Consider the following 23471-nt stretch of genomic DNA (forward strand, 5'->3'; position numbering starts at 1 on the left):
ATGACCCGATCCCTGCTGGATGCCACTGTCACGCCGCCGCCGTTGCCGGCCGAAGCACCGCCCCTGCCGCCGTTGCCGGTCGAGCGCGCACCGTCCCCGGCCGTGTCCGTCGCTCCGGACGCCCTGGCTGGCGCCCTGCCGGGCTGGGACCTGCTCCCGGCCACCGGCTTCGTGCGGCGCAAGCGCGCTACGGCCGGATGACCCTGCCGGTTCCCCGCACCTACGCGCAATGGAGCCAGGTGCTGGATGCCTTTGACGATGGCCAGCATGATGCCGAGGCCCTGGCGGCGATGGCGGCCGGCCAGGTGGACTGGACGCCCGGCGTGGCCACGCTGTTCAGCCAGCGTGTCTGCGCGCTGCTCGACCGCCGCGTGCAGCGCTGCGGCGCACGCCTGACCCGTGACCTCGGCCTGCGCAGCGACGAGGTCACCCTGGTGCGCGCGCTGCTCGATGCGCGCCGCCACTTCGCCGTGCTCTACCAGCTTGCCACCCTGGCCACGCTGCCCGAACCGCTGCGTGCGCACCTGCGCACCGAGCTGGAACGCATCGCCGCGGACATGCAGCGCGGACTGGAGGAGGGCGCGCAACGCGCCCGCTGCGAGCGTTCGCTGCGCACGCTGCGCCACAACAGCCTGTGCCACTACCGGCCTGCCGCTACCGATGCCGTGGCGCCTGCCCCGATGCCCGGCGCCCTTTCCGCGGAACCGCCGGCACTGCCGGCGCGCCGCCGTACCCTGATGATCTGACGCCATGAGCGATACCCGCGAGTTCCACGCCACGCTGACCCGCTACCTGAAGGCGCGCGTGCCCTTCATCTCCATCCGCAGCACCGAGCGGGCCCGGGTGCTGGACATCCTGCGCGACGTTGCCGGCGCGCTGAATGCCCCGTTTTACGTGCACACCCTGTCGCAGGGCACGCGTGAGCTGTCCACCGGCCGCATCGTCAACGAGGACAGGTCGGTGGTCGGCGCGGTCGACTTCGCCAGCCAGCAGATGGCCCAGCGCCAGAACCTGAGTTTCGTGCTCACCGAAGTGTCCGACCTGGAGGACGACACGCCTTCGGCGCGGCAACTGATCGACGTGGCGATGCTGGCCGCCGACCACGGCGGTTCGCTGGTGGTGGTGACCAGCAAGCCGATCTTCGGCCAACTGCAGCGGCTGGGCATGTCGCTGGTGCTGTCGCCGCCCACCGAAGACGAGATGGCGGCGATCATCCATGAGCAGATCGACCCGTATCGCAGCCAGTTCCAGATCGCCTGGGACGATGCCGACATCCGCCAGGCGGCCGCGATCCTTGCCGGCATCTCGCGCCTGGAAGCGGAAAACATCATCGCCACGCTGCTGGTGAACGGTCGGATCGACAAGAACGATCTGGTGGAGCTGATGCATGCCAAGGACCGCATCTTTGCCGACATTTCCGGCATCGAGCGGGTGCCCGTGCGCGGCGGCGACCTCAGCGTGGGCGGCCTGGGCGGGCTCAAGGACTGGCTGGCCCGCGAGCGCCCGCTGCTGACCGCCGACCTGCGCGAACGCGGCATCCGCCCGCCGCGCGGCGTGCTGCTGGTGGGCGTGCCCGGCTGCGGCAAATCGCTGTCGGCCAAGGCCATCGCGCAGGACTGGCAGTTGCCGCTGTACCGGCTGGACCTGTCCACGATCCACGGCCAGTACCTCGGGCAGAGCGAGGGCCGGCTGAAGGAAGCCCTGGCCACCGCCGATCACGTGGCGCCGTGCGTGCTGTGGATCGACGAGATCGAGAAGGGCCTGGCCGGCGCGACCGGCGGCGGCGATGGCGGGACCTCGACCCGGCTGGTCGGCCAGTTCCTGTACTGGCTGCAGGAAGCCCGCACCCGGGTGTTCGTGGTGGCCACCGCCAACGATGTCTCCAAGCTGCCGCCGGAGCTGCTGCGCCGTGGCCGCTTCGACGAACTGTTCTTCGTCGACCTGCCGACCGCGCCGGAACGCCGCGACATCATCGGGATCTATGCCCGGCGCGGCCTCCAACAGCGCGAGCTGGCCCCGGCGCTGCTCGACGAGCTGGTCGAGCTGTCCGAGGGCTTTGCCGGCTCGGACCTGGAGTCGGCCGTGCGCGAGGTGGTCAAGGAGGCCTACCTGAAGGGCGATGCGGTGGTCACCGATGACCTGTTCCGGCGCAGCTTCCAGAACGTGGTGCCGCTGTCGCGGACCGCGCCGGAGCAGATCGAGAACATCCGCGCCTGGGGCCGGGAGCGGGCCGTACCCGCCTCGGGCGAGGCGATCGCCGGCACCCCGCTGACCAGCGGCCGCCCGCGCCGCGCCGTGCTGACCTGAGCCGCCGGCGCCTTGCATCACAGGGCGCGCGCTGGCATAATGCGCGGCTCGCTGTGTCCAAAAACCTTTGGATCGGCGGCCGGGAACACGTCATCCGGCCGGCCCTCGACAGCGTAACCCTTTGATTCTCATGACGTGTGGCGGGAAACCGTCGAGGCCGCCGTCGCCCGGGCTATGGGCCGACACTTACTTTCATCGAGGTGCGCAATGTCCCGCGTATGCCAAGTTTCCGGCAAGCGAGTGCAGACGGGTAACAACGTCTCGCACGCCAACAACAAGACCCGTCGTCGTTTCCTGCCCAACCTGCACGAGCGCCGCTTCTGGGTTGCCAGCGAGAACCGCTGGGTCAAGCTTCGTGTTTCCGCGCATGCCCTGCGCACCATCGACAAGAACGGCATTGATTCCGTTCTGGCTGAGCTGCGTGCGCGCGGCGAAAAGGTCTGAGGAGTAAACGATCATGGCAGGCAAGCGCGACAAGATCCGTCTGATTTCGACGGCCAACACTGGCCACTTCTACACGACGGACAAGAACAAGAAGAACACCCCCGGGAAGATGGAATTCCTGAAGTACGATCCGGTCGTGCGCAAGCACGTCCTGTACAAGGAAGGCAAGATCAAGTAATCCGTCACCGGATTGGTTGATGTCCCGCGAAGAACCCGCCGAGAGGCGGGTTTTTTGTTGGGCGGCCGGCCACCACGGCCGCACACGGCAGCCGTGGCAGAATGCGGTTCCACCCCCGACGGGCGACGCGATGCTGTTCGAGTGGATGCTGGGTTCCTGGTTGTTGATGCTGGACTGGCTGATCCGGCTGGCGGCGCTGTTCTGGATTCCCACCCGGACCACCCCGGGGGCAGCACGCAGCTGGCTGCTGCTGGTCGGCTTCGTGCCGTTGCTGGGGTTGCCCCTGTATCTGCTGTTCGGCCATCCGTGGCTGTCGCGGCAGCGCGTGCAGCGACAGGCCGAAGCCTCCCAGGTCATCCGCGAGGAACAGGCCCTGCAACCGCCGCTGCGCTGGACGCCGCTGCCGGACACGGCCACCGCCGAGATCGTGCCGCTGATCGAGCGCCAGGGCGACTTCATGCCCATCCACGGCAACGCGGTTGAACTGCTCAGCGACTACGACGCCTCCCTGCAGGCGCTCATCGCCGATATCGACCAGGCCCGCGACCGCGTGCACCTGCTGTACTACCTGATGTTCGACGATGCGGTCGGCGAGGCGATCGTGCAGGCGCTGCAACGCGCGGCCGCGCGCGGCGTGCATTGCCGGCTGCTGCTCGATGCGGTGGGCGCCAAGCGCGGCCTGCGCCGCTACCGCCATCGGCTGCAGGCGCTCGGCGTGGACGTGCGCGCGATGCTGCCCGGTGGGCTGCGCTGGCGGCGCAGCGGGCGCATGGACCTGCGCAACCATCGCAAGATCGCGGTGATCGACAACCGGGTCGGCTACATCGGTTCGCAGAACCTGGCCCAGCCGCAGTTCGTGCCCGGTTTCCCCAACAGGGAACTGGTGGCGCGGGTGCGCGGTCCGGCCGTGGCCCATCTGGAAGCGGTATTTGCCAGCGACTGGTACATGGAAACCGGCCAGCGCCTGGACGTGTTGACCGCCGTGCCGGTGTGCTCGGCCGACGTGGCCACCCAGCTGCTGCCCAGCGGCCCGGCCTATCCCTTCAGCAACGCGCGCGACGCGGTCAATGCGTTGATCCACCTGGCCCGCCGGCGCATCGTGCTGGTCACGCCGTACTTCGTGCCTGACGAGGCCACCCTCAGTGCACTGCGCATCGCCGCGCTGTCCGGCGTGCAGGTGCAGCTGATCCTGTCGGCCAGCAGCAACCAGCGGCTGACCGCCTGGGCGCAGGAGGCGTACTACGACGAACTGCTGCGCTGCGGTGTGCGCATCGCCCTGTACGAGCCCAGTTTCCTGCATGCCAAGCACCTGACCGTGGACGAGGACATCGCGCTGGTCGGCTCGATCAACCTGGACATCCGCTCGTTCGCCCTCAACGCCGAGATCGGCATGCTCTGCTACGACGCCGGCATCGTGGCGCAGCTGCTGCGCATCGAGAACGACTACCTGCTGCAGTCGCGCCAGCTCGACCTGAAAACCTGGCGCGGCCGGCCGGCATGGCGACGCAGCCGCGAAGGCATCGCCCGGCTGGCCGACGCGCTGATGTAGCGCTGCGGCGGCGTCCGACGGAGGCGGTCGCGCGCATCGCCTACAATCGCTGCATGACTGCCACCGAAACTTCCCGCCAGTGCGACCTGGCCATCGTCGGCGGTGGTGCGGCCGGCGTGCTGGTCGCGCTGCACGCGCTGCGCTCCGCCACCGGCGCTGCCCAGATCGTCCTGTTCGAGCCGGCCTCGGTGCTGGCCCAGGGCATCGCCTATGCCACGGCATGGCCGGACCATCTGCTCAACGTGCCGGTCGGCAGGATGAGCGGCCTGCCCGACGCCTCCGATGACTTCCTGGCATATCTCCTGCAGATCGAGGCGTTCCCGACCCTGGACCGTGACGCACTGGCGGCAGCATACGTGCCGCGGCGCATGTACGCCGCCTACCTGCAGGCGCGCCTGGAGCAGGCACAGGCCGACAGCCCGGCCCGGCTGCAGGTCGTGCATGAGGCCGTCCTTGGCCTGCATCCGGGCAACGCCGTACAGCGGCTGTCGCTGGCCAACGGCGATCACTGGCAGGCGCGCCAGGTGGTGCTGGCCTGTGGCAACAGCATGCGGCCGTTGCCGGTGCCCGGCGCCGAGGCGCTGCCCCCGGGAAAGGTGGTCGATGCGTGGGATTACGACGGTGTGCGCCTGCTGGCCGGCGCCGGCGACGTGGCCATCATCGGTTCCGGCCTGAGCATGGCCGACAGCGTGGTCGCGCTGGCCAACGCCGGTCACCGCGGGCGCATCCATGTGCTGTCGCGCCATGCACTGCTGCCGTTGCCGCATGCGCACGGCGGCGCGGCGACCTTCGATCCGCAGCCGCTGCCGGGCATGCCGCTGCGCCAGGCGCTGCGCGCGCTGCGCGTGCACGCCCGCAGTGCCGTCAGCCAGGGGCTGCCCTGGCAGGCGGTGATGGACCGCATCCGCCCGCTGGGCCAGGCGTTGTGGCAGGGGCTGGATGCGGTCGACCAGCGCCGTTTCCTGCGCCACGTGGTGCGGTACTGGGATGTGCATCGCCATCGCATCGCCGAGCCGGTGGAGGCGCAGGTCGCCGCACTGGAGCAGTCCGGCCAGCTGCAGCGCCATCGGGCCCGCCTGGACGCCGTGCGGGTGCTGGACGGCTCCCTGCAGGTGCACGCACACGATGCCGCCGGCGTGCTGCCGCCATTGAACGTGGACGTACTGATCAACGCCACCGGCGTGGAAACCCGCGCCACCGCCATGCGCAATCCGCTGGTGCGGCAGTTGCTCGCCGATGGCCACGCACGCCCGGGTCCGCACGGCCTGGGGGTGGATACCTCGGTGGAGCGGGGGCAGTTGCTGGATGCGGCGGGCCAACCCCAGGCCGGGGTGCAGGTGGTCGGCAGCCTGCGCATCGGCACGCTCTGGGAAAGCCTGGCCATTCCCGAACTGCGCGGCCAGGCCCAGCAGGCGGCACGCGCCGCGCTGGGCTGAACCGGTTGCAGGCGGTGGCGGTCGCCGCACGCTGCACGGGGTAAAATGGGGCATGGATGTCTCCCACTTGCTCGACGGGCTCAACCCCGCCCAGCGCGAAGCTGTGTCCGCGCCGCCCGGCCACCATCTGGTGCTTGCCGGTGCCGGTTCCGGCAAGACCCGCGTGCTTATCCACCGCATCGCCTGGCTCAATGAAGTCTGCGGCGTGCCGACCCACGGCATTTTTGCGGTGACCTTCACCAACAAGGCTGCCGGTGAGATGCGTCACCGCATCGACCTGCAGCTGCCGCAGGGCAGCCGCGGCGCGTGGATCGGTACCTTCCACGGCCTGGCGCACCGCCTGCTGCGGCTGCACTACCAGGACGCCAAGCTGCCCGACAGCTTCCAGGTGCTCGATTCGGACGACCAGCTGCGCCTGGTCAAGCGGGTCGTGCAGCAGCTGGAGATCGACGACGGCAAGTTCCCGCCCAAGCAGATCGCCTGGTGGATCAACGAGCAGAAGGACGAAGGCCGTCGGCCGCAGCACATCCAGCCCGAGCCGCATGACGCCTGGCTGGAAACCATGCGCCAGGCCTACGCCGCCTACCAGGAGCGCTGCGACCGTGCCGGGCTCGTCGACTTCGCCGAGCTGCTGCTGCGCGCACATGAACTGCTGCGCGACAACCCGGCACTGTTGGCCCACTACCGCTCGCGCTTCCGCGAGATCCTCGTCGACGAGTTCCAGGACACCAATGCCATCCAGTACGCCTTCGTGCGCGTGCTGGCCGGCGACAGCGGCCACGTGTTCGTGGTCGGCGACGACGACCAGGCCATCTACGGCTGGCGCGGTGCCAAGGTCGAGAACGTACAGCGCTTCCTGAAGGACTTCCCCGGCGCGCAGACCGTGCGCCTGGAGCAGAACTACCGGTCCAGCGCCAACATCCTCGGCGCTGCCAATGCGGTGATCGCGCACAACCCGGACCGGATCGGCAAGGAGCTGTGGACCGACAGCGGCGATGGCGAGCCGATCGATCTGTACGCCGCCTACAACGAAATGGACGAGGCGCGTTACGTGGTCGAGCGCGCGCGGCAGTGGGTGCGCGATGGTGGCAGCTACGGCGATGCCGCCGTGCTCTATCGCAGCAACGCGCAGTCGCGCGCGTTCGAAGAAGCGCTGCTGTCCGAGCAGGTGCCGTACCGGGTGTACGGTGGCATGCGCTTCTTCGAGCGCGCCGAAATCAAGGATGCGCTGGCCTACCTGCGGTTGATGACCAACCGCAACGATGACGCCGCATTCGAACGGGCGGTCAACACGCCCACGCGTGGCATCGGCGACCGCACCCTGGACGAAGTGCGCCGGCTGGCGCGCACCCAGGCAATCTCACTGTGGGAAGCCACCATGCTGACCACGCAGGGCGACGCCCTGGCTGCGCGCGCGCGCAACGCGTTGGCCGGGTTCCTGACCCTGGTCAACCAGTTGCACGGCGAAGCCGGCGAGATGACCCTGGCTGAACGCATCGACCACGTGCTGGTGCGCTCGGGCCTGCGCGAGCACTGGTCAAAGGAAAGCCGCAACGCGCTGGATTCGGAATCGCGTGCGGACAACCTGGACGAACTGGTGTCGGTGGCCTCGCGCTTCGTGCGCCGCGAGGACGACATCGAAGAAACCGGCGAAACGATGAGCGAGCTGGTTGCCTTCCTGTCCTACGCCTCGCTGGAGGCCGGCGAAGGCCAGGCGCAGGCGGGCGAGGAGGGCGTGCAGCTGATGACCCTGCACTCGGCCAAGGGCCTGGAGTTCCCCATCGTGTTCCTGGCCGGCATGGAAGACGGCCTGTTCCCGAGCGCACGTTCGCTGGAAGAAAGCGGCCGGCTGGAAGAAGAGCGCCGCCTGGCCTACGTGGGCATCACCCGCGCGCGTCAGAAGCTGGTGCTCAGCTACGCCGAATCGCGGCGCATCCACGGCCAGGACAACTACAACGTGCCCTCGCGCTTCCTGCGCGAGATCCCGCGCGAGCTGCTCAACGAAGTGCGCCCCAAGGTGCAGGTCTCGCGCAGCGCCTCGCTCGGTGCCAACCGTGTGATGGGCCACGCCGCGCTGGAAGCGCCGCCGCTCAAGCTGGGCGCGATGGTTTCCCACGCCCGCTTTGGCGAAGGCATGGTCACCGACTACGAAGGCAGCGGCCAGCACGCACGCGTGCAGGTGGAATTTGCCGAGGCCGGCAGCAAGTGGCTGGTGATGGCGTACGCCAACCTGACGGTGCTGTAAGGAGGGCGCGCCACGGATGACGCGCCACATTCTCTTCATCTGCAGCCAGAACCGCCTGCGCAGCCCGACAGCTGAGCAGGTGTTTGCCGATTGGCCCGGCATCGAGACCGCATCGGCCGGTCTCAAGCCGGATGCCGACGTGCCGGTCAGTCCGGAACTGCTGCAGTGGGCCGATCTGATCGTGGTGATGGAGCGCGCGCACCGCAGCCGTCTGTCCAGCCGGTTGCGGTCATGGCTGGGGGGCAAGCGGGTGGTGTGCCTGGATATTCCCGACGATTACGACTTCATGCAGCCGGCACGGGTGGAACTGCTGGAGCGCAAGGTGCCGCCGCTTCTGCGCTGAGCAGCCGTCCAGTGGCCGGCACTACAATGGGGGCTCTTTTTGCGTAGATCGCCCCCATGACCGATTCGCCGCTGCACATCAACGTCAAGCTGAATGCCCGGCTCCAGCCCGAGCATCGGCTGCAGCTGTTCGAAGATCCGCTCGATGCGATGCTCGAGGGCGTCGGCATCGGCGAAATCCTGGGCGGCGGCACGGCGCTGTCCGAGGACGGGGAGGTCGAGTACGGCGACCTGGAGATCCAGCTGCACGACGCCGCCGCACTGCCGCAGGTGATCGAACTGCTCGAGCAGCTCGGCGCGCCGAAGGGGTCGCTGATCCAGCGTGACGGTGAGGACGATCTGCCGTTTGGCATCACCGAAGGCCTGGGGCTGTACCTGGATGGCGTGAATCTGCCGGACGAGGTCTACGAGCAGTGCGATTCGAACTATGTGTTCGACCAGATCGTCGAGCGCATCGACGGCCACGGTGAAATCTGCAGCTGGTGGCAGGGGCCGAGCGAAACAGCGCTGTATCTGTACGGCGCCAGCTTCGACACACTGCGCGACCGCATTGCCGATCTGCTCGCCAGCTATCCGCTGTGCCAGGGCGCGCGCGTGGTGCGGATCGCCTGACCGGCGCGTTCCCCCCTTTCATCATCCCAACCCCCCCGCTTCATCCGCCCCCGCCCCCGGCTCATCCCGGATTTCACGCGCTTCGTCGCGTGCCGCTTGCCCGGGTCCCGGCGCGCGCCCAGAGTCTGGCGCTGTCCGCTGGGAGCGCGCATATGAACAAGGGAATCCCGTACCTGCTTGCCGTCCTGGTCGCGCTGACGCTGTCGGCCGACTGGGGTGCACCGGTGCTGGCCCTGTTCCAGCATGCCTATGCCTGCCTGGAGGGCGGCGGTGGCCTGGACCTGGTACGCCTGCGCTGTGAGGCGCAGCCCACCGGGTTGTGTGCCGCGCTGGCGACGTGGCCCTTCTGGGCGACGGCGGCGGCGGTCGCGGTCGCCGCCGTTCTGGCGGCGCGGCCGGGGGGGGGGCCGCGCGCACGGCACGCGGCCTGACGGCGGCATCCCCGGAACGTGGCCGGGCAGTGCATCATCGGCTGTCTACCCTGAGGAACTGCCATGCCCCTGACTGAGAAGGACAAGATGCTGTCCGGCCAACCCTATCGGCCGGGCGACCCGGTGCTGCAGGCCGACATGGCGGCAGCCAAAGCGTGGATGGTGCGCTACAACGCGGCCCTGGCGGCCTCGCCGGCGGTACGTCGCGAGCTGCTGCGCGAGCGTCTGGGCGCGGTCGGCGAGGGCGCGGTGATCCGTCCGCCGTTCCACTGTGACTATGGCAGCCACATCCATCTGGGCCGCGATGTGTTCCTCAACTACAACTGCGTGATCCTCGACGTGGCCGAGGTCCACATCGGCGATGGCACCCAGATCGGGCCGGCCGTGCAGATCTACGCCGCCGACCATCCACGCGATCCGCAGCAGCGCGCCGCCGGGCTGGAATCGGCACGGCCGGTACGGATCGGGCGCAATGTGTGGATCGGGGGCGGTGCCATCCTGCTGCCTGGCGTGGAGATCGGTGATGACGCCGTGGTTGGCGCCGGCAGCGTGGTGACCCGCGACGTTCCTGCCGGGGCCACCGTGGTCGGCAATCCGGCGCGCGTGGTGGCGCGCCCGCACGGGGATTGATCCTGCTCAAGGCATGATCTCCACACCGGGTGTGCAATGGTGTCCCTTCCATTGCCCCTCCCTGGAGCCCTGTCATGTACAAGCGAATCCTGATTGCCACCGATGGTTCGGAGCTGGCCGAGAAGGGGCTGCTCAAAGGCCTGGAGCTGGCCAAGGACCTCAATGCGGAGGTCGACATCGTGACCGTGTCCGAGCCTTGGGCGGTGGGCATGTACGACGCGATGGGCTGGAGCGTGGGGTATATGAACAGCCCCGAGTACAAGGCCGACCGCGAAGAGACCGCGCAGAAGGTGCTGGCCCCGGCCAAGGCGACCGCCGATGCACAGGGACTGCGCGCGAACACCGTGCATGTGCTCGACCGCTACGCGGCCGACGGCATCATCGACACCGCCACCGAGCGTGGCAGCGACCTGATCGTAATGACCTCGCACGGCCGTCGCGGCGTCACCCGGGTGCTGCTCGGCAGCCAGACCGCCGAAGTGCTGGCGCGCAGTACCGTACCGGTGCTGGTCATCCGCTGAGGCGTGGTGCCGGCCAGCGGCCGGCACTACGGGCGCAGCGCGAGCGTCTGCGATTCGTCCAGGCTGCCGTCCGGCTGCAGCACGACATAGCGTTCACCGCTGCGATCGAACAGCACCGGGATCGGGTCGCGGAACAGCGGGCGGCGGACGAAGCGCAGCACCCAGCCGAAATGCTCCAGCGTCTCCACCGCCTGCCGCTGTTCCGGGGTCAGGCCGGCCCGCAGCTGGGCGGGGTCCGGCGGTTGGCGGCGTTCAGGCGTGGTCATCGGGCGGGGCGGGCGACAGCGGCAGGGCAGGTGCTCACCAGCTGTAGAGCTTCCAGTAGACCGGCGATACGCCATCCTTGTCGTTGTCCATGCGGCCATCCCCGTTGCGGTCGTACATGTAGTACGCGGGGCCGCGCGAGGGCGTTACCTTGACCATGCGGAGCTGGCCGCTGACCCGGTATTCCTCGACGGTATCGCCGTTGTCCAGGGTGCGCCTGGAAATGTCCGCGCCGCTGACATCGACCGGGGGAGCGCCCGCGCCGCCGGTGGAAGCGCAGCCAGCCAGTGCGAGCAGGGCAGCCAGCAACAGGATCTTCATGGGCCGTAGGTCCTTGGACAGGGGAGTCCGGATTATGCCCCATGCGTTGTGAGCCCGGTGCCGCGAACCGCGCGGGCCGGGCGCGTAGAATCGTCGCATGAGCCGATTAGTCCTGATTGACGGGTCCAGTTACCTGTATCGCGCGTTCCACGCGCTCCCGCCGCTGACCAATGCGCACGGTGAACCCACCGGCGCGCTGTTCGGCGTGGTCAACATGCTGCGCGCCACGCTGAAGGAGCGCCCAGAGTTCGTCGCCTTCGTGGTCGATGCGCCCGGCAAGACCTTCCGCGACGACCTGTATGCCGACTACAAGGCCAACCGGCCGCCGATGCCCGATGACCTGCGCCCGCAGATCGAGCCGATGTGCCGCATCGTCGAAGCACTCGGGCTGAGCATCCTGCGCATCCCCGGCGTGGAAGCCGACGACGTGATCGGCACGCTGGCGCTGCAGGGCCACCGTGACGGCCTGCAGGTCACCATCTCCACCGGCGACAAGGACTTCGCCCAGCTGGTCCGCCCGGGCATCGAACTGGTCAACACCATGACCGGCAGCCGCATGGACTCGGACACGGCGGTGATGGAGAAATTTGGCGTGCGCGCCGACCAGATCGTCGACCTGCTGGCGCTGATGGGCGATGCGGTCGACAACGTGCCCGGGGTGGAGAAGTGCGGCCCCAAGACCGCTGCCAAATGGCTGGCCGAGTACCAGCACCTGGAGGGGGTGATGGCCGCGGCGGCGACCATGAAGGGCAAGATCGGCGACAACCTGCGCGCGGCGCTCGAGCGCCTGCCACTCAACCGCGAGCTGGTCACCATCCGCACCGACGTGGCGCTGGACGTCACGCCGCAGACGCTGCCGCTGCGCGAGCCGGACGTGCCCACCCTGAGCGAGCTGTACCTGCGCTACGGCTTCACCCAGGCGCTGAAGGAGCTGGGCGGGCCGGTACCGGCACCGGCCGCCGCCAGCGACGCCCCGGTCAGCCTGCGCGGCACGGCGGCCGGCTTCGCCCGCAGCACGCCGGCCGAGGCGGACGCCGCGATCGACCCGGCGCTGTCCGCCCCGGGTGACTACGAAACTGTGCTCACCACCGAACAGCTCACCGCCTGGGTGGCGCGTGCGGAAGCAGCCGACCTGATCGCCTTCGACACCGAAACCGACGCGCTCGATGCGATGCGCGCCAATCTGGTCGGCATCAGCCTGGCGGTCGAGCCCGGCCGGGCGGCCTATATTCCGGTGGGCCACGACTATCCCGGCGCGCCGGCCCAGCTGCCGCGCGAGCAGGTGCTGGCCGCGCTGCGCCCGGTGCTGGAGAACCCGGCCAAGAAGAAGGTCGGACAGCACGGCAAGTACGATCTGCACGTGCTGCGCCGGCATGGCGTCGAGGTGCGCGGTTACCACGACGACACCATGCTCGAGAGCTTCGTGCTGAACTCCACCGCCACCCGCCACGACATGGATTCGCTGGCGATGCGCTATCTGGGCTACACCACCATCAAGTTCGAGGACGTCGCCGGCAAGGGCGCCAAGCAGATCCCGTTCTCCCAGGTGGGCCTGGATGAAGCCGGCCGCTACGCCGCCGAAGATGCCGACATCACCCTGCGCCTGCACCACGCGCTGCAGCCGCAGCTGCTGGCGGTGCCGGCGCTGTACAGCGTCTACCGCGACATCGAAATGCCGCTGGTGCCGGTGCTGGCCACCATCGAGGCCAATGGCGTGCACATCGACATGGCCGAACTGCGCCGGCAGAGCCAGGACCTGGGCGTGCGCATGCTGGCGGCCCAGCAGAAGGCCACCGAGCTGGCCGGCCACACCTTCAACCTGGATTCGCCCAAGCAGTTGCAGGCCGTGCTGTTCGACGAGCTCAAGCTGCCGGCCCTGGTGAAGACCCCCAAGGGCCAGCCAAGCACCAACGAAGAGGCGCTGGAGGCCATCGCCGAACAGCACGAGCTGCCGCGGGTGATCCTGGAGTACCGCGGGCTGGCCAAGCTGCGCAGCACCTACACCGACAAGCTGCCGGAGATGGTCAATCCCGATACCGGGCGCGTCCATACCAGCTACCACCAGTCCGGTGCGGCCACCGGGCGGTTGTCGTCCTCCGACCCGAACCTGCAGAACATCCCGATCCGCACCGACGACGGTCGCCGCATCCGCCGCGCATTCGTGGCGCCGCCGGGGCGCAAGCTGCTGGCCTGCGACTACTCGCAGATCGAGCTGCGGATCATGGCCCACCTGTCCGAGGACCCGGGCCTGGTGCGTGCGTTCGAGCAGGGGGCGGACGTGCATCGCGCAACGGCGGCCGAAGTGTTCGGGCGTGCGCTCGACGAGGTCACCCCCAATGAACGCCGCGCGGCCAAGGCGATCAATTTCGGCCTGATGTACGGCATGAGTGCGTTCGGCCTGGCGCGCAATCTGGGCATCGACCGTGGCCAGGCCCAGGATTATGTCGCGCTGTATTTCAGCCGCTATCCGGGCGTGCGCGATTTCATGGAGCGCATGCGCCAGCAGGCGCGCGAGCAGGGCTACGTGGAAACCCTGTTCGGTCGCCGCCTGTATCTGAACGACATCAACGCCCGCAATCAGGGCCTGCGCGCCGGCGCTGAACGGGCGGCGATCAATGCGCCGATGCAGGGTACGGCGGCGGACATCATCAAGCGCGCGATGGTGCGGGTGGATGACTGGCTGCAGACCCAGGACGGCCAGGCCCGGATGATCCTGCAGGTACACGATGAACTGGTCTTCGAAACCGAAAGCAGCTTCCTCGAAACCTTGCGTTCCCAGGTCGTGGCGCTGATGTCCTCGGCGGCGGAACTGCGCGTGCCGCTGGTGGTGGACGCGGGCGTCGGCGACAACTGGGATGAGGCGCACTGAGGGATTTTCGGCCGCAGAAGGATGAACTTGTTCATTACGCGGCCGTAATCTGACTCTTCGATGAATGTTTCCGTGACGCGGCGAGGATTAATTGGGCCCCTTCACGAACTATCAATGTTCGAGGTGCTTTTATAGACCTCGACAGGCGCAACGCCTGTTGTGGATCTCTCCCATCCCCTGGAGCAGATCTCGGAACGGGGGCTCCTCCCCAAGCGCCCGTTCCCCGGCCCCGCTGACCTCCCCCTGGTCGGCGGGGCTTTTTATTTGGGCCGTTGCCAGCCGCACGGCCGCCCCGGGAGGCCCCCTGTCGCAACTGCCGATTGCCTGCAGCCCGCGCTCTGGCCCATCCTGCCGGCACGTTCCGGGGAGAGTGCAATGAGCGATCTGTTTGCCTTGGCCATGCCGTGGTGGGAATTCATCCTGCGCGCGGTGGTTGTCTACGTGGTGGTGCTGGGCATGGTGCGCCTGTCCGGTAAACGCGCGCTGGGCCAGATCACGCCGTTCGACGTGCTGCTGATTGTGCTGCTCGGCAACGCGGTGCAGAACGCGCTGTTGGGGCAGGACACCTCGCTGGGCGGCGGTCTGCTGCTGGCGGCGACGCTGATCCTGATCAACTATTCGGTCGGTTGGCTCAGTACGCGCAGCCGTCGCATCGAAACGCTGGTCGAAGGCGAGCCGGTGCTGATCGCACGCGACGGCAAACTGCTGGCCTCGGTGCTGAAACGGGAACTGGTGACCCAGGCCGATTTCAACGCGGCCATGCGTCAGCAGGGGTGTCGCGATGTGAGCGAAGTGGCGATGGCGCTGCTGGAGATCAACGGCCACATCACCATCGTGCCCAAGGACAAGACATAGCCTCGGGTTGCCGCGTCACACCCAGTCGCGCGGCACCAGGTAATCGGCCAGCCGCGCCTCGTCGCTGCCGCTCTCGGGCTGGAAGCCATACTCCCAGCGTGCGCGCGGCGGCAGGCTCATCAGGATGCTTTCGCTGCGACCGCCGCTCTGCAGGCCGAACAACGTGCCGCGGTCGTAGACCAGGTTGAATTCCACGTAGCGGCCGCGCCGGTACAGCTGGAACTCGCGCTCGCGTTCGCCGTAGGGCGTGGCCTTGCGGCGCGCCACCAGCGGCAGGTACGCATCCAGGAAGCCGTCGCCGACCGCACGCAGGTAGGCGAAATCGCGCTCGAAGTCGCCATGCAGGTCGTCGAAGAACAGGCCGCCGACGCCGCGCGTTTCATTGCGGTGGCGCAGGAAGAAGTATTCGTCGCACCAGCGCTTGTGCGCGGCGTAGCGCTCGTCGCCGAACGGTGCGCACAGGTCGTGCGCCACCCGGTGCCAATGCTGCACGTCTTCGTCGAACGGATAGAACGGGGTCAGGTCGAAACCACCGCCGAACCACGACGCCACCGCCTCGCCATCGCGCTCGGCGCGGAAGTAGCGCACGTTGGCGTGCGTGGTGGGCAAATAGGGATTGAGCGGGTGGAACACCAGCGATACCCCGGTCGCCCGCCACGAGGCGCCGGCCAGTTCCGGCCGGTTGGCCGAGGCCGAGGGCGGCAGGCGGGTACCGGACACGTCGGAGAAGCCGATGCCGGCCTGCTCGAACACCGCGCCATCGCGCAGGATGCGGGTACGGCCACCGCCGCCCTCGGCACGCTGCCAGAGGTCTTCGGTGAACCGCGCCCGGCCGTCGGCGGCCTCGATGGCCGCGCAGATGCGGTCCTGCAGGTCGGTCAGGTAGCTGCGTACGCGTTCGAATTCATTCATGGCGCGTACTTTACCGCAGCCGCGCGAGGTGCCTGCAGCCGGCAGGCCGCAGGCACCGGGGGCTCAGCGGCCGCCCTTGCGGTTGCGGTTGGACGATGCGGGCGCGTCGTCCGCCGCGGGACCGGCGGTGTCGTCCGATCCGGTGTCCTCGTCCTCCTCGCGGCTCAGCCGGTCGGCCATCCGTTCCAGGTTGCCTGACAACTGCAGCATCGCCCAGTTGCGGGTGGCGTGCACATCGCAGGCGACATGGGTGCCCTTGCCATCGCGGGCGCACAGGGCCTGCATCGATTCGGGAATGGCCTCATCGCCGGTGTGCTCGTACACCGTGACCAGGTTCTCGCAGCCTTCGCGCACACCGGCGGTGCACATCTTCTGGTAGTAGGGGGCTGCCTCGGCCCAGCGATCGCCCAGCGCCAGGCGATGGCCCATCGCGTTGCAGCCCTGCAGGCGGCCGGCATCGCAGCAGGCCTGCGCGCCGCGCTCGCTGCCGCCGGTGGGGCAGTCCTGGGTCAGCGGCACCTCGACGAACACCACCGACGCGGCGCACTGGCCGGCCGCGCCTTCGCGGGTGTAGTAGGCGTAGCGGTTCCAGGTGTCCACGCCGATCAGGCTGCCGTTGGCGAGCGGCTGCAGCACAAAGTCGTCACCCTTGTCGTGGCGGATGCGGATCTGCCCGTCCTCCAGGCGTGCGCGCAGCTGGCCACTGAGCGGTATCTGCACCAGCCCACCATCGCCGAAGGCCAGGCTGTCCATCAGCCCGGTGGCGGCCGTGTACTGGCCACAGGGCAGGGACGTGGCGGCGACCGGCCGCATGTCGGCGGCCGTCAGGCCCTGCAGCGGCGCAGCTGCGGTGCAGCTGTCCGGATTGCCGCCCTTGGTGCAGGCCAGTTGCAGCGCGTCACGGGCCGGCAGCCAGCGCCCGGCGGTCCACAGGGCCTGGGCCACGTCCTGGCAGAACGTGCCGGCCGGGTAGGCGCGACACAGCGCGGTCACGTCGTCCAGCGCGGCCGCCGGCAGCGGGGCCGGCTTCTGGCTGCTCAGCAGGATGCCGGCGAATGCCTTGGCCATCGCCATGCTGGCCGCTTCCTTGCAGGCCTCGGCATCGTACTGGCCGCTGTCGGGCTTGCACGATGCCGGTTCCTGCAGGTCCGGATCCTCCTCGCCGATGTCCTCGCGCGTGACGGCTTCGCGCGCCTCGGTTTCGTAACTGGACAGCAGCGCCTTGCAGGCCGCCGGCACGCCCTCCGCGCACCACGGGCGCAGCACGTCGCGGTCGGCCATGCGGATGTCGTCCAGGCAGGTACCGATGCTGGCACGGCAACTGTTCTCCGGGAACTGCACAGGCGGCTTGCAGCGCGCCGGCTCGCTGAGCCGGTACGTGAGGTAACCGGCTTCGAGGCTGCGGCCGCCATCGGTGATGTCCGCCTCCAGCACCACCCCGGCATCGGGGTCGGCCATCTTCAGTTGCTTCCCCAGGCGCCGCAGCAGATACGGCTCGCGGGCACTCCCGGGCATCTGGCGGTAGCCCTGGATGGGGCTTTCAATGACGATCCGGGTGGGGTTGTCGTCCGCCTGGTAGGTACCGCATTGCAGCGTGATGGGCGGGGCGGACGCCGGGGCCGCCGACAGCAGCGCCACCGGCGCTGCCAGACCGGCCAGCGTGGCCAGTACACGAATCAAGGACATGGGAGGTACCTGTACGAAAAAAAAGGATCAGGGGACCGGGCCGGCACTGCCGACCGGAGTCACGGGAAGCGGCGCTGCGTCCTCGGCGGGCGCGGTCCAGTCGGGGCAGGTGGCCGCTTCGCGCAGCCGATAGCGCTGGCCATCGTTGACCAGGGTCTGGTCGGTTGCGTCGTAGTCGATCCGGTACTGTCGCCCATCGCCGAGCCCGGTCAGGCGCCAGTGCGCGCCGTCCGGCTCCAGGCGGAAGTAGGTCGGGTCGTCGGGCGGGAAGGGGTAGACCACCGTGCCCCTGCCCACCACCTCCAGCGCCGGTCCGTCCTCGCCGACCACATAGCGGCCGCACGGGATGTGCTGCGCGTCGGCCAGCGCGCTGCCGGCCAGCAGGCACGCCAGCGCGCCCGTCCCCCACCGCAGTCGCCGGATCACGGAAAGAACCGCGCGCGCACGTCGGCGCGCCACAGCCGCTGCACCAGCCACAGGTGCAGCGCGAAGAACACGATCGCCGCCAGCGCGAGCAGGCCGGTCCAGATCGCGCGCTGCACGCGCAGGGACGCACGCAGCGCCTGGATATCCGGGGTCTGCACGGTGGTGGCCAGTGCGGCCTGCATGTTCTGCAGAAACAGGTCCATCAGCCACGGCACCACGAAATTGAGCAGCGCGGTCAGCACCAGCAGGAAGGTGAAACCCACCAGGGCCCAGCGCTGGAAACGCAGCAGCCCCCAGCAGGCAGCCACGCCGAACAGGCTGAGCAGCAGGGCCGCCGCGGTCAACGCCTGGGCATGCGCAATGCCCAGCTTTACCGGCTCAGGCAGCAGGGTCCACCAGTCGCTCTCCCACAACGCCATCCTCGTGGCGTCGGTCAGCAGCAGCGGCAGCGCGAGCATCTGCACGGCGAACCACAGGCTGGAGGCGGCGCACACCAGGAGCGAGGCCTTGGCCATCGGCGCGATGAAGTCGTCGGCGCGCGGTGTACGTAGCGGTAAATGGGGAGGAGGCAATGACATCCGGTGTCCTGGGTGACCAGACCGCGATGTCAGATCGCGGCCACCGCACGTGCGGCCGCGGGCAGGATATGGTCTGCGCTCAACGGTGCCAAGCGGCAATTGTGCGGCGGTACGCCTGCAATCCACGCCAGCTCCGCGATTTCGGCGCGTGCCTGCGGCGTTCCCGCCACCCGCACCTGCCAGGCGCGGGCGCGAACCCGGCGGCCCGGCTCGTTCACCGCCCAGGCTTCGAACGCCCCCAGCGGCAAGGCGCTGCCGGCGTCCAGCCGCACGCCCAGTTCCTCGTGCAGCTCGCGGGCGAGGGCGTCCAGCGGCGCCTCACCCGGCTCGGGTTTGCCACCGGGCTGGATGAACGTGTCCGAGCCGTGCTTGCGCACCACCAGTACGCGGCCGGTGGTGTCGCGGATGACCGCGGCGACGATCTCGATCGGCGCCGCGTCGTGGCTCACTTCAGGTTCTCCTCGAACAGCTTGAGGATGCGCTTGTACTGGTCCAGCCAGGAATCCGGACGCACGTAGCCGTGGCGTTCCAGCGGGTACGGCGCGATCGTCCAGTTGTCCTTGTGCAGCTCGATCAGCTTCTGGGTCAGATTCACCGAGTCCTGGAAGAACACGTTGTCATCCATCATCCCGTGGGCGATCAGCAGGTGGTCCTGCAGGCCATCGGCGTACTCGATCGGCGACGACGTGCGGTACGCCTCCGGATCGATGTCCGGCGTGTTGAGGATGTTGGCGGTGTAGCCGTGGTTGTACTGGTGCCAGTCGACCACCGGGCGCAACGCGGCACCGGCCTTGAATGTGCCCGGCGAGCGGAACAGCGCCATGAAGGTCATGAAGCCGCCATAGGAGCCGCCGTAGATGCCGGCATGCGCGCGGTCACCCTGCTTGGTGTCCACCAGCCAGTCCAGGCCGTCCTTGTAGTCTTCCAGCTCCGGGTGGCCCATGTTGCGGTAGATCGCCGTGCGCCAGTTGCGGCCGTAGCCTTCGCTGCCGCGGTAATCCATGTCCAGCACGATGTAGCCCTTCTGCACCAGCAGGTTGTGGAACATCTGCTCGCGGAAGTAGGCCGGGTAGCGCTGGTGCACGTTCTGCAGGTAGCCGGCACCGTGCACGAACATGGCGATCGGATACTGCTTGCCCGGCTCGGGGGTTTCCGGACCGTAGTACTTGGCCCAGACCACGCCGGCACCGTGCTTGGACGGCACCTGCACCAGCTTGGGCTGGATCCACTCGCGCGCCTTGAAGGCGGCCGTACGGGTGTCGGTCAGCAGCCTGGCCTGGCCACCGGCGGTGGGGACCACCGCCACCTGCGCCGGCAGGTAGGCACCGGAGTAGCGCACCAGCAGCTGCTGGCCGTCCGGGGACAGCGAGAAGTCTTCCACACCGTTGAGCGAGGTCAGCTCACGCACCTGCCGGCTGGCGGTGTCCACCGCACACACTTCGTAGTCGCCGGGCGACTGCTGGTTGCACAGGAAGTAGAAACCGCGGCCATCGGCGCTGGGCACCGGCATCGAGGTTTCCCACGAGCCGCGGGTCAGCGCCTGTGGCTTGGCCGTACCCTGCTGGGTGTACAGGTGTGAATACCCCGATTCCTCCGACAGCAGCCACAGCGTGCGGTTGTCGCTGGACCAGCCGAAGTCGTTGAAGCCCCAGTTGATCCACGCGCTGTCGGTCAGCCGGTGGCGATTCTCCAGCCTGGCGCTGGCCGCCGAGACGCTGACGATCCAGCGGTCCTTGTTGTCGTTGGCACGCAGCATGATGGCCGCCTGCTGACCATCGGCGCTCCAGCGGATGCCGGGGCTGCCCGGGCCGGCCAGCACCTCCAGCGGACGGTTGCCCTTCAATGCGTCCTTGCCGGCGGCCTTGCGCAGCGCGGCCAGCGGATCGGTGCCGATGCCGGGCAGACCGTCCAGCGACAGCGGCTTGACCGTGCCGGCCACGGCATCGACCAGCCACAGCGCGTGCGGCTCCGGATCGTTGCGGCCCACGCGGGTGCGGGTGTCCTCGAATTCCTCATAGCCCGATTCGGTCACGTACTTGGGCATCTTGCCGCCGCGGCCTTCATCGAAGCTCTTCGGCTTGGTCACCACGATCAGCGTGCGGGCATCCGGCGACAGCACGCTGTCGACGATCTCCACATCGGCGCCCAGGTACACCGGACCCGGGGCGCGGGTGCTGTCGGCGCGGCGCCAGCTCGCTTCCTGCTGCTTGAGCGCCTCGCGCTGCGCGCGGTCGTTGCGCAGCGTGGCCAGGGTGCGCAGCTGCTGGTCGCGCAGCACATCGGCCTTGGGCGCGTCATCGGGATTCTTCTCGGCCTTCAGGCTGGCCACCTGCTGCACGCCCCCGGCGGCGGTCCAGTGGAACCAGTTCTGGCCGGTGCGCCAGATCACCCCGCCGTCGCGGGCGAACGCCACCGCAGCGGATTTCTCGGTGCTGCGGGTCAGCTGGGTCAGCGCGCCGCTGCGCAGGTCGCGGAGGAACACATCGCCGTTGCGCACGAACACCGATCGCTGGCGCGCGCTGTCGTACACCGGACTGTCCACGTCCAGCGTGCCGCGCTGGTCGTCGCTGACCTGCACCGCCACGCCACCGCCGATCGGCTGGCGGAAGGTATCGCGGACCGGGCTGCCTGTGCGCTTGAGCTGGTACTCGACCTGCTGGCTGTTCCAGGACCACCACGCGCTCTCGACCGGCGGGCCGATCCAGTCCGGGTCGGCCATTGCCTGCTCGATGGTGATCGGCGTCGGCGCGGCGTGGGCGGTACCGCCAAGGGCGGCGAGCAGCAGCAGGGACAAGGGCAGCGTTCTGGGCATTGCGGGCGGCACCGTAGAGGAAAACCCGGCAAGCGTAGCAGCCGTCAAGGCCCGCCGAAGGGGCCACAGGTCATGGGGACAGGATCGGAAAAGTCGCGCGTGCGCAGGGGTCCACGCGGAGGAGCGGATGGGGGATGCGGCGCTGGCCATCACCGTTCGTGCGTCGAGCGAAGTCCGCGTTGATCAATCTTCGAAATTTCATAGAAACATCAATCGCTTATTCAAACTTTTCCTATGGTGGCACTCCGCTGCCTCCGCCCAGAATTCACGCGGTGACGCACGGTGCGGGGTACTCCCGCCCGGCCATCGGGCGGCCTGGAGCCTCCGTGCCAACAAGGAGTGGATCGGTCATGGAAGGGATATACGCGCTGCGGGCGGCACTGGCGGCCGCCACGCAGGAGCGGCGCCACCTGCGGCTGGACACGCTGTTGGGAGCGCGGCTGGGGGCGGTCGAGGCGTTCAGCGGCATCGAGCAGGTCGATGGTGCGGGTTTCGTGCTGGACGTCCTGGTGCTGTCGCTGGAGGCCGATCTGCCGCTGGAACAGTTGTACGGCACCCCTGCGCTGCTGCAGATGCAGACCACCGGCGCGCCACGCGCGTTCCACGGGCACGTCACCGCCGTTGAGCGGCTCGGCAGCAACGGCGGTCTGGCGCGCTATCGGCTGCGCCTGCAGCCGTGGCTGGCGTTTCTGGCCCAGCGCGTGGACAGCTACGTGTTCCATGACCGCCGCGTGGTGGAGATCGTCGAGGACATCTTCGCCGACTACACCGGTCTGGTGCCGGCCTGGCGCTGGGCGCTGGCCGACCGCAGCCAGTACGCCAGGCGCAGCCTGACCACGCAGTACCAGGAGTCGGACCTGGGCTTCCTGCAGCGGCTGCTGGCCGAGGAGGGCATCTACTACTGGTTCGAGCATGCCGGCGACCCGGGCAACGCCCGCCTGGGCGCACACACGCTGGTGCTGGCCGATCACCACGGCGACGTTCCTCGACTGGGCACCGTGCGCTTCCACCGCCGCGATGCCACCGAGCGCAGCGACAGCGTGCGGCACTGGCGCGTGGCACGGCGCTGGTGTCCGGCTGCCGTGTCACGCCAAAGTTGGGATCACCGCACCGCCACCCTGCGCCACGCGCGTGCCGAGGTACCGGCGGAGGTGTCGGGTATCGGCGAGGACATCGACACCAGCGGCCCGTACGGCTGGCAGGACAGCGCCCGCGGCCAGCGCCGCGCGCAGCAGCATCTGGATGCATTGCGCGTGCGCGCGCACACCATCGAGGGGCAGGGCAGCTGGCGCCAGCTGGTGCCGGGCGCGCAGTTCCAGTTGGGCCAGCATCCGGGTGTGGACGCCGGCACGAGCTTCCTGTGCCTGTCGGTGCAGCACCAGGCCCGCAACAATCTCGAGGCGGACATCCTCGATGCGCTCGAGCAGCAGCTCGGCCCGGTCGCACAGGCGCCGCTGGCGCTGCCGGTCGCACTGGCCGGGCTGGCCGCCGCCGCACCCGCGCAGGCGGTGACCTCCACCTTCTACGACAACCGCTTCGTGGTGATTCCGGCTGACGTGGTCTATCGCCCGCAGACCGAGGACGGCCACGGCGTGCGCCTGCATCCGCGCCCGTCGATCACCGGCACGCTCAGCGCGATCGTGGTCAGCGACGGCGAGCCGCTGCAGTCCGACCGCGACCATCGCATCAAGGTGCAGTTCCCGTGGCAGCGCGGCGGTGCGTCCAGCACCGGCCAGGCGCACCCGGGCGGCGACGACAATGCCCCGGCCAACGGCGGTGCCTGGACCTGGGTGCGGGTGATGACCCCGTGGGCCGGCGACAACTGGGGCGGGGTGGTGTTGCCGCGGCGTGGCCAGGAGGTACTGGTGGCGTTCCTGGAGGGGGACATCGACCGTCCGGTGGTGGTCGGTGCGGTCTACAACGGCCGCGGCCAGAACGATGCCTCGCACAACCAGGTCGCCAGCGGCGGCGCGCAGGCCACCGGCAACGCGGCCGCGTGGTTCGAGGGCAATGACCACGGCGCGGTGTTCACCGGCTTCAAGAGCCAGGCCCT

At 68.9% G+C, this 23471-nt stretch carries 24 protein-coding genes; 16 read left to right on the forward strand and 8 right to left on the reverse strand.

Annotation, left to right across the window (positions count from 1 at the left end):
* The 13 genes from ACPEH1_RS16525 to ACPEH1_RS16585 all read left to right on the forward strand — a co-directional run bounded on the left by ACPEH1_RS16525 (position 1) and on the right by ACPEH1_RS16585 (position 10695).
* Positions 1-201 (forward strand): hypothetical protein, encoded by a 201-nt coding sequence (locus ACPEH1_RS16525; RefSeq protein ID WP_287250583.1) that lies wholly within the window; start codon positions 1-3, stop codon positions 199-201.
* Positions 198-746, forward strand: a complete 549-nt coding sequence (locus ACPEH1_RS16530; protein WP_423716076.1) for a hypothetical protein — start codon at positions 198-200, stop codon at positions 744-746. Before ACPEH1_RS16525 ends, ACPEH1_RS16530 begins: the two co-directional genes overlap by 4 nt.
* A gap of 4 nt (positions 747-750) precedes the next feature.
* The gene (locus ACPEH1_RS16535; RefSeq protein ID WP_136006436.1) at positions 751-2307 is read left to right on the forward strand and encodes an AAA family ATPase; all 1557 of its coding nucleotides are present in this window, start codon (positions 751-753) and stop codon (positions 2305-2307) included.
* A gap of 207 nt (positions 2308-2514) precedes the next feature.
* Positions 2515-2751 carry a 50S ribosomal protein L28 gene (gene rpmB, locus ACPEH1_RS16540; RefSeq protein ID WP_005411638.1) on the forward strand — a complete coding sequence of 79 codons (237 nt, stop codon included), beginning with the start codon at positions 2515-2517 and terminating at the stop codon, positions 2749-2751.
* A gap of 10 nt (positions 2752-2761) precedes the next feature.
* Positions 2762-2929, forward strand: a complete 168-nt coding sequence (gene rpmG, locus ACPEH1_RS16545) for a 50S ribosomal protein L33 (RefSeq protein ID WP_172407465.1) — start codon at positions 2762-2764, stop codon at positions 2927-2929.
* A gap of 130 nt (positions 2930-3059) precedes the next feature.
* A complete protein-coding gene (cls, locus tag ACPEH1_RS16550) occupies positions 3060-4478 on the forward strand; it encodes a cardiolipin synthase (RefSeq protein ID WP_136006500.1) in 1419 nt (472 codons plus the stop codon).
* A gap of 53 nt (positions 4479-4531) precedes the next feature.
* Entirely contained in the window at positions 4532-5914 is a 1383-nt protein-coding gene (locus ACPEH1_RS16555; RefSeq protein WP_423716077.1) for an FAD/NAD(P)-binding protein, read from the forward strand.
* A 52-nt stretch (positions 5915-5966) separates the two neighbouring features.
* A complete protein-coding gene (gene uvrD, locus ACPEH1_RS16560) occupies positions 5967-8159 on the forward strand; it encodes a DNA helicase II (RefSeq protein WP_017357485.1) in 2193 nt (730 codons plus the stop codon).
* A 16-nt stretch (positions 8160-8175) separates the two neighbouring features.
* The gene (locus tag ACPEH1_RS16565) at positions 8176-8502 is read left to right on the forward strand and encodes a low molecular weight protein tyrosine phosphatase family protein (protein ID WP_423716078.1); all 327 of its coding nucleotides are present in this window, start codon (positions 8176-8178) and stop codon (positions 8500-8502) included.
* Positions 8503-8558: 56 nt separating this feature from the next.
* On the forward strand, positions 8559-9113 hold the full coding sequence (locus tag ACPEH1_RS16570; RefSeq protein ID WP_017357488.1) for a hypothetical protein: 555 nt from the start codon (positions 8559-8561) through the stop codon (positions 9111-9113).
* A 152-nt stretch (positions 9114-9265) separates the two neighbouring features.
* Complete coding sequence (locus tag ACPEH1_RS16575) at positions 9266-9544, forward strand: hypothetical protein (protein WP_313160983.1); 279 nt, start codon at positions 9266-9268, stop codon at positions 9542-9544.
* Positions 9545-9607: 63 nt separating this feature from the next.
* Positions 9608-10174 carry a sugar O-acetyltransferase gene (locus tag ACPEH1_RS16580; protein ID WP_423716079.1) on the forward strand — a complete coding sequence of 189 codons (567 nt, stop codon included), beginning with the start codon at positions 9608-9610 and terminating at the stop codon, positions 10172-10174.
* A 74-nt stretch (positions 10175-10248) separates the two neighbouring features.
* On the forward strand, positions 10249-10695 hold the full coding sequence (locus tag ACPEH1_RS16585; protein WP_017357491.1) for a universal stress protein: 447 nt from the start codon (positions 10249-10251) through the stop codon (positions 10693-10695).
* A 26-nt stretch (positions 10696-10721) separates the two neighbouring features.
* On the opposite strand, the gene ACPEH1_RS16590 is transcribed toward ACPEH1_RS16585, so the two are convergent.
* Entirely contained in the window at positions 10722-10961 is a 240-nt protein-coding gene (locus ACPEH1_RS16590) for a hypothetical protein (protein WP_017357492.1), read from the reverse strand.
* 34 nt (positions 10962-10995) lie between these two features.
* Entirely contained in the window at positions 10996-11280 is a 285-nt protein-coding gene (locus ACPEH1_RS16595) for a DUF2782 domain-containing protein (protein ID WP_017357493.1), read from the reverse strand.
* 97 nt (positions 11281-11377) lie between these two features.
* Between ACPEH1_RS16595 and polA the strand changes: the two genes are divergently transcribed.
* Both polA and ACPEH1_RS16605 read left to right on the forward strand, forming a co-directional pair.
* The gene (polA, locus tag ACPEH1_RS16600) at positions 11378-14149 is read left to right on the forward strand and encodes a DNA polymerase I (RefSeq protein WP_136006423.1); all 2772 of its coding nucleotides are present in this window, start codon (positions 11378-11380) and stop codon (positions 14147-14149) included.
* A 375-nt stretch (positions 14150-14524) separates the two neighbouring features.
* Complete coding sequence (locus tag ACPEH1_RS16605; protein WP_017354629.1) at positions 14525-15004, forward strand: DUF421 domain-containing protein; 480 nt, start codon at positions 14525-14527, stop codon at positions 15002-15004.
* Between the two features lie 15 nt (positions 15005-15019).
* Here ACPEH1_RS16605 and hemF read toward each other — a convergent pair whose 3' ends face one another.
* The 6 genes from hemF to ACPEH1_RS16635 form a co-directional block, all read right to left on the reverse strand.
* Positions 15020-15916 carry an oxygen-dependent coproporphyrinogen oxidase gene (gene hemF / locus ACPEH1_RS16610; RefSeq protein ID WP_136006420.1) on the reverse strand — a complete coding sequence of 299 codons (897 nt, stop codon included), beginning with the start codon at positions 15914-15916 and terminating at the stop codon, positions 15020-15022.
* A gap of 63 nt (positions 15917-15979) precedes the next feature.
* The gene (locus ACPEH1_RS16615) at positions 15980-17602 is read right to left on the reverse strand and encodes a hypothetical protein (RefSeq protein WP_423716080.1); all 1623 of its coding nucleotides are present in this window, start codon (positions 17600-17602) and stop codon (positions 15980-15982) included.
* 27 nt (positions 17603-17629) lie between these two features.
* Positions 17630-18028, reverse strand: coding sequence for a hypothetical protein (locus ACPEH1_RS16620; RefSeq protein ID WP_423716081.1), 399 nt, complete (start codon positions 18026-18028; stop codon positions 17630-17632).
* Positions 18025-18606 carry a hypothetical protein gene (locus tag ACPEH1_RS16625; protein WP_262072387.1) on the reverse strand — a complete coding sequence of 194 codons (582 nt, stop codon included), beginning with the start codon at positions 18604-18606 and terminating at the stop codon, positions 18025-18027. The genes ACPEH1_RS16620 and ACPEH1_RS16625 overlap by 4 nt, the downstream gene beginning before the upstream one ends.
* A gap of 29 nt (positions 18607-18635) precedes the next feature.
* Positions 18636-19055, reverse strand: a complete 420-nt coding sequence (locus ACPEH1_RS16630; protein ID WP_423716082.1) for an NUDIX hydrolase — start codon at positions 19053-19055, stop codon at positions 18636-18638.
* The gene (locus ACPEH1_RS16635; RefSeq protein ID WP_026070538.1) at positions 19052-21418 is read right to left on the reverse strand and encodes an alpha/beta hydrolase family protein; all 2367 of its coding nucleotides are present in this window, start codon (positions 21416-21418) and stop codon (positions 19052-19054) included. Before ACPEH1_RS16635 ends, ACPEH1_RS16630 begins: the two co-directional genes overlap by 4 nt.
* A gap of 350 nt (positions 21419-21768) precedes the next feature.
* Between ACPEH1_RS16635 and ACPEH1_RS16640 the strand changes: the two genes are divergently transcribed.
* Positions 21769-23471: type VI secretion system Vgr family protein (locus tag ACPEH1_RS16640; RefSeq protein WP_423716083.1), on the forward strand; the 1703-nt coding region annotated here is incomplete at its 3' end.

Source organism: Stenotrophomonas sp. NPDC077421 (assembly GCF_049545505.1).
Lineage (GTDB): Bacteria > Pseudomonadota > Gammaproteobacteria > Xanthomonadales > Xanthomonadaceae > Stenotrophomonas > Stenotrophomonas nematodicola.